The sequence below is a fragment of the Halobacterium bonnevillei genome (assembly GCF_009831555.1).
Lineage (GTDB): Archaea > Halobacteriota > Halobacteria > Halobacteriales > Halobacteriaceae > Halobacterium > Halobacterium bonnevillei.
Window position 1 is genome coordinate 1 of record NZ_WUUU01000148.1, and the last position, 7,433, is coordinate 7,433.

At 69.8% G+C, this 7,433-nt stretch carries 6 protein-coding genes and 2 pseudogenes; 2 read left to right on the forward strand and 6 right to left on the reverse strand.

The annotated features are described in order from the left end of the window. The 6 genes and pseudogenes from GRX66_RS14490 to GRX66_RS14515 form a co-directional block, all read right to left on the reverse strand. Positions 1-184 (reverse strand): Nif3-like dinuclear metal center hexameric protein (locus tag GRX66_RS14490; RefSeq protein ID WP_201293036.1); only part of this gene is annotated, 184 nt, incomplete at its 3' end. Between the two features lie 329 nt (positions 185-513). Beyond that, positions 514-1,361: pseudogene (gene speB, locus GRX66_RS14495) on the reverse strand (agmatinase). A gap of 3 nt (positions 1,362-1,364) precedes the next feature. After that, the gene (locus tag GRX66_RS14500) at positions 1,365-1,745 is read right to left on the reverse strand and encodes a translation initiation factor IF-5A (RefSeq protein WP_159527196.1); all 381 of its coding nucleotides are present in this window, start codon (positions 1,743-1,745) and stop codon (positions 1,365-1,367) included. A gap of 100 nt (positions 1,746-1,845) precedes the next feature. Beyond that, positions 1,846-2,946, reverse strand: coding sequence for an aminotransferase class I/II-fold pyridoxal phosphate-dependent enzyme (locus GRX66_RS14505; RefSeq protein ID WP_159527197.1), 1,101 nt, complete (start codon positions 2,944-2,946; stop codon positions 1,846-1,848). Positions 2,947-2,992: 46 nt separating this feature from the next. Beyond that, the gene (locus GRX66_RS14510) at positions 2,993-4,654 is read right to left on the reverse strand and encodes an ABC1 kinase family protein (protein WP_201293037.1); all 1,662 of its coding nucleotides are present in this window, start codon (positions 4,652-4,654) and stop codon (positions 2,993-2,995) included. A gap of 3 nt (positions 4,655-4,657) precedes the next feature. Beyond that, positions 4,658-5,008, reverse strand: a complete 351-nt coding sequence (locus GRX66_RS14515; protein WP_159527198.1) for an Hsp20/alpha crystallin family protein — start codon at positions 5,006-5,008, stop codon at positions 4,658-4,660. Positions 5,009-5,832: 824 nt separating this feature from the next. Between GRX66_RS14515 and GRX66_RS14520 the strand changes: the two genes are divergently transcribed. Next, positions 5,833-7,038: a molybdopterin molybdotransferase MoeA gene (locus tag GRX66_RS14520; RefSeq protein ID WP_159527199.1), complete on the forward strand. Its 1,206-nt coding sequence runs from the start codon at positions 5,833-5,835 to the stop codon at positions 7,036-7,038. Further along, a pseudogene (locus tag GRX66_RS14525) lies at positions 7,035-7,385 on the forward strand (molybdopterin biosynthesis protein); the annotation flags it as partial. The gene GRX66_RS14520 and the pseudogene GRX66_RS14525, both read left to right, overlap by 4 nt. Positions 7,386-7,433 lie beyond the last annotated feature (48 nt).

Consider the following 7,433-nt stretch of genomic DNA (forward strand, 5'->3'; position numbering starts at 1 on the left):
CGAGCACGTCCGCGCCCCAGTCGACGGCTTCCTCGACAGTCGCGACCGCTGCGTCCACCGCGAACGCCGCGCGCTGTACCTCGCGGTCCGCCGGCCCGACCTGCAGGCCGTTGGTCGCCGCGTCCTCGTAGTCGTCGACTCGCAGCCGCTGGTTGTACCTCGCGACGAGTTCCGAGAGTTCCATACCTGTCCCCGCGTACGCCGGCACCTTCTATGCGTCGGCGGCGATGCAATCGATTACGGGGCGACGCGCAATCGGCCGACCGACCAGGTGCACCGACGCGACCAGCCGACCAGCGACACGAATCCAACCAACCGACAGGGTGGGACTTCGGACGGGGCCGCTGGCTCGTGAGTCGAACCGACGCAAGCACTACAGCCGGCGATGCGCGCAGCGAGGCGCAGGCCACGAGCCAACGGGGCGTCCGGACCGTCGCTCTCGCCAGTAGAGCAACTGAAAACTGCCAGCGGGGGCGCCCGGGCCGTCACTCCCGCCAGCAACGAGGTGAAGAGTCAGGTATCCGCGTGATAGTGAACGAACTCCCGAACGAGTTTCGCGGCGAGCGTGGCGGCCTGGCCGTCGTCGCGGTCGTTGACTTCGACGACGTCGAAGGCGTCCGCCCTGGGGGCGAACGCGCGGACGACGTCACGCATCGTGGTGGAGTCGAGGCCGAAGGGTTCCGGCGTGCCCGTACCGGGCGCGTACGCGGGATCCGCGGCGTCGACGTCCACGGAGAGGTAGACCGAGGTGTCCGCGTCGACGTCCGGCAGCCAGTCCGCGTCCTCGACGTTGCCGCCCGCGGCCACGTCGTCGGGTCGGACCACGGTCACGTCGTCCGCCGCAGCGCGCTCCCATTCGGTTTCGTTGCCGGAGCGGGCGCCGACGACGACCGCTTCGTCGGCGACGTCCAGCGCGTGCCTGGTGACGGTGGAGTGGCTGAGCGGGTCGCCCTGGAGGTCCTCGCGGAGGTCGAGTGCGCGTCCAGCGCGACGAAGACGTCGGGGTCGACGGCTCGCACGCCGGCCACCGAGACGGTGTGCTCGCCGCCGAGCACGACGGGGGTGGCGTCCGCCCAGTCGACGTCCGTCAGGACGCCCTGGAGGTAGTCGAGGTACTCGGCGGCGTCCGTCCAGGCGTCGACGTCGCCGTAGTCGGCGACGTCCAGCGCGGAGAAGTGCGTCCCCGTCTCGGGGTGGTAGTCCTCGAACGTGCGAGCGAACTGCCGGATCCGGTCCGGGCCGAAGCGCGCGCCCGGCCGGAACGAGGTAGAGACGTCGAGTGGCGCGCCGACGACGACGTAGTCCGCGTCGCCGTACGGCGCGTCGGCGGACTCGTCGACTGGGCGGGCGCCGGGGAACATCCGCTATTCCAGGATCTTCCGCTGGCCCTCGAACTCGAGGTACTCGATGTTGTCGTCGGCCGAGAGGTCCTGTTCGGCGGGAATCTGCATCGTCACGGTCTCGTAGGTGTCGAGGTCCATGACCTGCGCGACGGTCTCGGACTCCAGGGAGACGACCTGGCCCTGTTTGCGGTCGATGATCGGGATCCAGATCTTCTGGTCGACCGGCTGGCTGAGGCTGCGCTTCTTCTCGTCGAAGACGCCGACGGCTTCGATTCGGGCCTTCGCGCTTCCGTGCTTGCCGGGCTTGGCAGTGCTGTACGCGTTGATCTTACAGGGCGTATCCTCGATCATCACGTAGTTGCCCTCCTGCAGGTCCCGGACTTCCGTCTGCTCTTTCGCCATACGCCCGGATTCACGTTTGGCCTGTATAAACCGTTTGGAACGCTCTGCGGGCGGGAGACGGCCACACAGTTCAGCGGCCGGTCGGCCACCACTCCGCTCGTCACAGCACGCCGTCGACGCGCTGGAGTCCGTCTCGGAGTTCGTCGGTCGGCAACCCGAAGCCGAGGCGAAAGCGGTCGTCGTAGGACTCGCCGCCCGCGGAGAAACAGTCCCCGGGCGCGAGTACGACGCCGGCGTCCTCGACGACGGTCCGACAGAACTCCCGAGACCCCGCGAAGCCGTCGGGGACCCGCAGGAAGACGTTGCAGCCGACGGGGTCGGGCCACTCCAGGCCGTGCCCGCGCGCCCACGCCGCCGTTATCTCGTGGTTCTGTCTGACGTGATCGAGGGCCTCCTGCCGGAGGCTGTGCCCCTGGCCGTCGAGGACCTGCCGGGCGACGTGCTGACCGAACGCCGACGGCGAAATCGTCGTGTAGTCCTTCCAGCGCTCCGCGGCGTCGACGACGTCCGGCGGCCCGACCAGCCATCCGAACCGGAGGCCGGCGAGGCCGTAGACCTTCGAGAGGCTGGCCGTGCTGATCGCGTGCTCGCCGAGGCTCGCGACGGACGGCAGCGGGTCGTCGGCGAGCAGCCGGTAGACCTCGTCGCAGAGCAGGAAGGCGTCCGCGTCCGCGGCGACGTCGTACAGCGCCCGCACCGCCTCCCAGTCGTGTTTGCGGCCCGTCGGATTGTTCGGGTTGTTCAGGACGACGAGTTCGGTGTCCGGCCGTACCGCGTCGGCGACGGCGTCGACGTCCAGTCTCCAGTCGGCCCCGCCGTCAGTCCCCTGCGCCTCTGGGCGGTCCAGCGGCACGCGGGTCACCTCGCAAATCGAGTCCGGAACGTCGTGGAGACTCTGGTAGGTCGGCGTGACGACGACGGCGTGGTCGCCCGGGGACAGTATCGACTGGAACGCCAGGAAGTTCGCCTCCTGGGCGCCCACCGTGCAGACCACCTGCTCGGCGGTCACCCCGTGGTCGTCGGCGATTGCGCGCCGGACGTCCGCCGCCCCCTTCGTCGGGATGACGTAACCCAGGCCCCCGGGGTCGGTGTCGAAGCGGTCCGCGTGCAGGCTCCGGACGCCGCTCTCCGCCAGCATCACGTCGGCGTCGTGCTCGTACTCGGCGAACCACCGCTCCAGTTCGAACTGGTCGACGTCCATACCGGGAGTTCGGCGGCGGCAGTGAAAACTCGGGCGGTGCCGGCGGTCAGTCGTTGCGTCGCTCGCGGAGGTTCTGGCGGGTGAACTGCGGCGTCGTGCGGATGCCGCGGCGCTTCTTGAACGACCGGTAGAGCGCCGCGCCGACCACCAGCGTGAACGCCCCCGCGACGCCCGCAGCCACGAGGTCCGCCTCCGCGTACAGGAACGCCGTCGTCGGGACGCTCGCCGCCACCACCATCCCCAGGACGATGCGGCGCGCGAGACGGTCGACGACGCCGTTGCCGTCTTCGAGGTCCGCACGCACGTGGAAGTCCTCGCGGTCCACGCGGTCCAGCGCCGACTCCAGTTTCGGCGGCACGCGCAGCAGCGACCGCGCGGTCCCCTGGACCTCGTCGCCGGCCTGCTCGACGAACTGCCGGATGGACTCCTCGCGGTACCCCTGCTCGGTGAGGTACTCCGTCGCCACGGAGATGAAGTCGAACTCGGGGTCCAGCGTCACGCAGACGCCCTCCACGACGGTCGCCACCCGCAACACGAGCGCGAGGTTCGACGGCAACCGCAGCGGGAACTCGTAGATGGTGTCCTCGACCTTCCCGATGATCTGCTGGACGCGGTACGTCTCGATGTCCTCCCCGCGGGCGTCCTGGATGGCGAGCTCCATCACGTCCGCCATCGTCGCGCGGTCGGCCTCCGGCGAGAGGGTCCCCATCTCGATGAGCGCGTCCAGGATGGCGTCGATGTCCTGGTTCGCGACCGCGACGTAGAAGTCAACGATCTTCCCCTGGACGAACTCGTCGACGCGCCCGCTCATCCCGAAGTCGTAGAACACCACCGCGCCGTCCTCGCGAACCGCGAGATTCCCCGGGTGCGGGTCGGCGTGGAACACGCCGTCCTCGATGATCATCTGGAGGTACGCGCGCTCCACGCGCTCGGCGACCTGCGACCGGTCGATGCCGCGGTCGTCGAGTTCGTCGACGTCCGAGATCTTCGTGCCCTGGATGTACTCCATCGTGAGCACGCGGTTCCCCGAGTAGTCGTCGTACACGGTCGGAATCACGATGTCCTCGTCGCCCGCGAAGTTGCCGCGGATCTCCGTGAGCATCTCGGCTTCCCGCGCGTAGTCCATCTCCTCGCGAATCGTCTTCGCGAACTCATCGGCGAGGTTCCGCAGGCTGAACGACCGGGACTCGTCGACGAAGTAGACGATGATGGGCAACGTCCACCGGATCACGCGCAGGTCCGCCTCCACGAGCCCCTCGATGTCCGGCCGCCGCACCTTCACGGCGACCGGGTCGCCGTCGACCTTCGCAGTGTACACCTGGCCGAGGCTCGCGCCGCTGATTGCGTCCCTGTCGAAGTCGTCGAAGCGCTCGTCCACCGGCCCGAGTTCGTCCTCCAGGACGGTCCGCGCGTTCTCCCAGTCAGCCGGCGGGACGCGGTCCTGGAGTTCCGCGAGCACGTCCACGTACTCCGGCGGCAGGACGTCCGGGCGCGTCGACAGCAACTGCCCGAGTTTGATGAACGTCGGCCCGAGCGTCAACAGTGAATCCAGCAGCCTGCGGGCGCGCGCCACCCGCATCTCCGTGGACACCCGCCGCGGCCCGCCGAACACGACGAACCGGCGGCGGTCCCGCAGGTACCCCCACAGCAGGGGGAGGAACTGCCAGACGACGACGACGAACCGACGGTACGACCTGAACAGGGCCAACGTCTACCCCTCGATGGGTACGCTGTGCCCGCCGGCGCCGCGCTTCGGCAGCCGGACTTCGAGTACGCCGTCGTCCACGCTCGCGGACGCGTCCGCCTCCGTCGCGTCGGGCGGCAGCGGGAGCTCCAGGTCCAGGAACAGTGACCGCTCCTCGCTGTGGTAGTCGAACCCGGCCGGAACCGCCTTCTGTCGGCGCGCGTCGACGGCCAGCGTCCGCCCCTCCACGCGGACGTCCACCGAGTCAGCCGACGCTCCCGGCACGTCCACGACGAAGAGATACGCCTCGTCGCTCTCCAGCACGTCGACGAACACCGAGTCTGGCAGGTTCCCTAGCGCTTCACGCAAGCGAGACATGCCGCAGCGTTGGGTCGCCGAGGCGTTAAACCCGGTGGTCGTCGGCGGAAACGACCGCGACCCCCACGCGCCCGGACGGCCCCAAATCGCGGCCGCCAAGCTCCGCGGACCGGTGCGAACTGGTGAAATGACAGAGAATCGCCGCGGTCGCAACGACCCGGTGGTGTACGCGACCGCGGCGGACAGCTGACACCCAACTGCGCCCTGACTGGGCAGACACCGGGCGGCGCCGTGGGGGAACGACGCCGCCCGGCTGGCTCGACCGTCGACGACGGATGGGGGGAGAGGGGAAGGGGTCGCCGACGCGCGGTGTATCGCTCAGTGTGCCCTGACCGGCGGCGGGTCGATTGCCGCCACGCGACCCAACGAACGCAGGGGTATTGAACGATGCACTCCCTCACCCCGGATTACCGACGCTTAAGCCCAATTAATTCGGCTTACTCGTCCTCCCTGGAGTTCCAAACCGCCGCACGCGGACACAGTGGACGTCCGGGCCGTGAGTAATCCGGGTGCGCGTCCAGCACGCGCCTGACGTCGCCGCTGGCTCCCGCTGTGGCTGGTCGCTGCACCGTGGGCTCCATTCTCTCGCCGTCGCCCACGCACCTCCCGGGTCGCTCCGTTCGCCGTTCGCAATATCCTGCCCTCGCTTCGTTCGCGGTCGCCCACGCACCTCCCGGGTCGCTCCGATCCCCGCTCGCAACAACGTGGGGTCACTCCGTTCGCCCACGCACCTCCCGGGTCGCTCCGCTCCCCGCTCACAACAACGTGGGCTCACTCCGTTCGCCCACGCAGCCTTTACCCCACTCCCCACCCAATCGCTTCCCATGAGCGGACACGACCGGCACGAGGCCGGCTTCAAGGACCGAACCAGGGTAGCGGCCGCCCGCGACCGACTCCTAGAGACCGTGTCGGTCCACGGCCGCACCGAGCGCGTGCCGCTACTGGACGCCGACGGCCGAGCCGTCGCGCGCGCCGTCACCGCACGACGGAACGTGCCGCACTATCGTCGCGCGGCGATGGACGGCTTCGCGGTGCGCGCCGAGGACACCTTCGGCGCGAGCGACCGGTCGCCGGCAGTGCTCCGAGAGTCCGACGCCGAGCGCGTCCATACGGGCAGCGCACTCCCCGATTGGGCGGACGCCGTCGTGATGATCGAACAGGTGCAGACGCCCGGCACCGGCGACCTCGAAGTGTTCGACGCAGTCGGTGAAGGCGAGAACGTCGCGCCCGTCGGCGAAGACGTCTCGGAGGGCGACGTACTGTACGAACCCGGACATCGGCTGCGCCCGTCGGACCTCGGGCTGCTGAAGTCCGTCGGCGTGCGCGACGTCGACGTCTACGAGCGCCCCGACGTCGCAGTGATTCCGACCGGCGAGGAACTCGTGCAGTCCGACCCCGGACCCGGCGAAGTCGTGGAGACGAACGGACTCACCGTCTCCAGGCTCGCGAACCGCTGGGGCGCGAGTCCGCGCTACGAGGACGTCGTGACCGACGACGAGGCCGCGCTCCGGACGGCCATCGAAGCGAATCTCGACGCTGACGTCGTCGTGACCACGGGCGGGTCTTCGGTCGGGGAGCGAGACCTCGTCCCCGACGTCGTCGAGGACCTCGGCGAGGTCCTGGTGCACGGCGTCGCGCTACGACCCGGGCACCCGGTCGCGCTCGGCGAAGTCGCCGACACGCCGGTCGTGATGCTCCCCGGGTACCCGGTGGCGTGCATCGTGAACGCCGTCCAGTTCCTCCGACCGACCGTCAAACGCGTCGGCGGGATGCCACTGCAAGCCCCGCCGGCAGTGGACGCGCGCCTGGACGGGAAGATCCGGTCCGAGCCGGGCGTGCAGACGTTCGCGCGCGTCCGCCTCCGCGAGGGCGACGACGCGGAACGCATCGCGGAGCCGGTGAGCGCCAGCGGAAGCGGCGTACTGTCCAGCGTTGCGCTCGCGGACGGCTGGGTGGTCGTACCCGAACAGACCGAAGGCATCGACGCCGGCGAGACTGTCGCCGTCGAGAACTGGGAGGCCCACCGATGAGCGACCGCAAGCAGTTCCGGGACCTCGCCAGCCCCGAGCGCGCCCGCGAGGTCATCAGCTCCCTGGACCTCTCGGTCGGCGTCGAACGCGTCCACCTCGACCAGGCGGACGGCCGCGTGCTCGCCGACCGCATCGACGCCCGCCTCGACGTCCCGGGGTTCGACCGCGCGAAAGTGGACGGCTACGCCGTGCGCGCCCGGGACACGTTCGGCGCCAGCGAGACCGACCCCGTCGGCGTATCGTGCGTCGGCGACGTCCACGCCGGCAGCGAACCCGCCGTCAGCATCGGCGACGGTGAATGCGCCGAAATCTCGACCGGCGCACCGGTGCCGCCGGGCGCGGACGCGTCGTGATGTCGAGCGGACCGCCCGCGACGGCGACCGACGTGACGATTC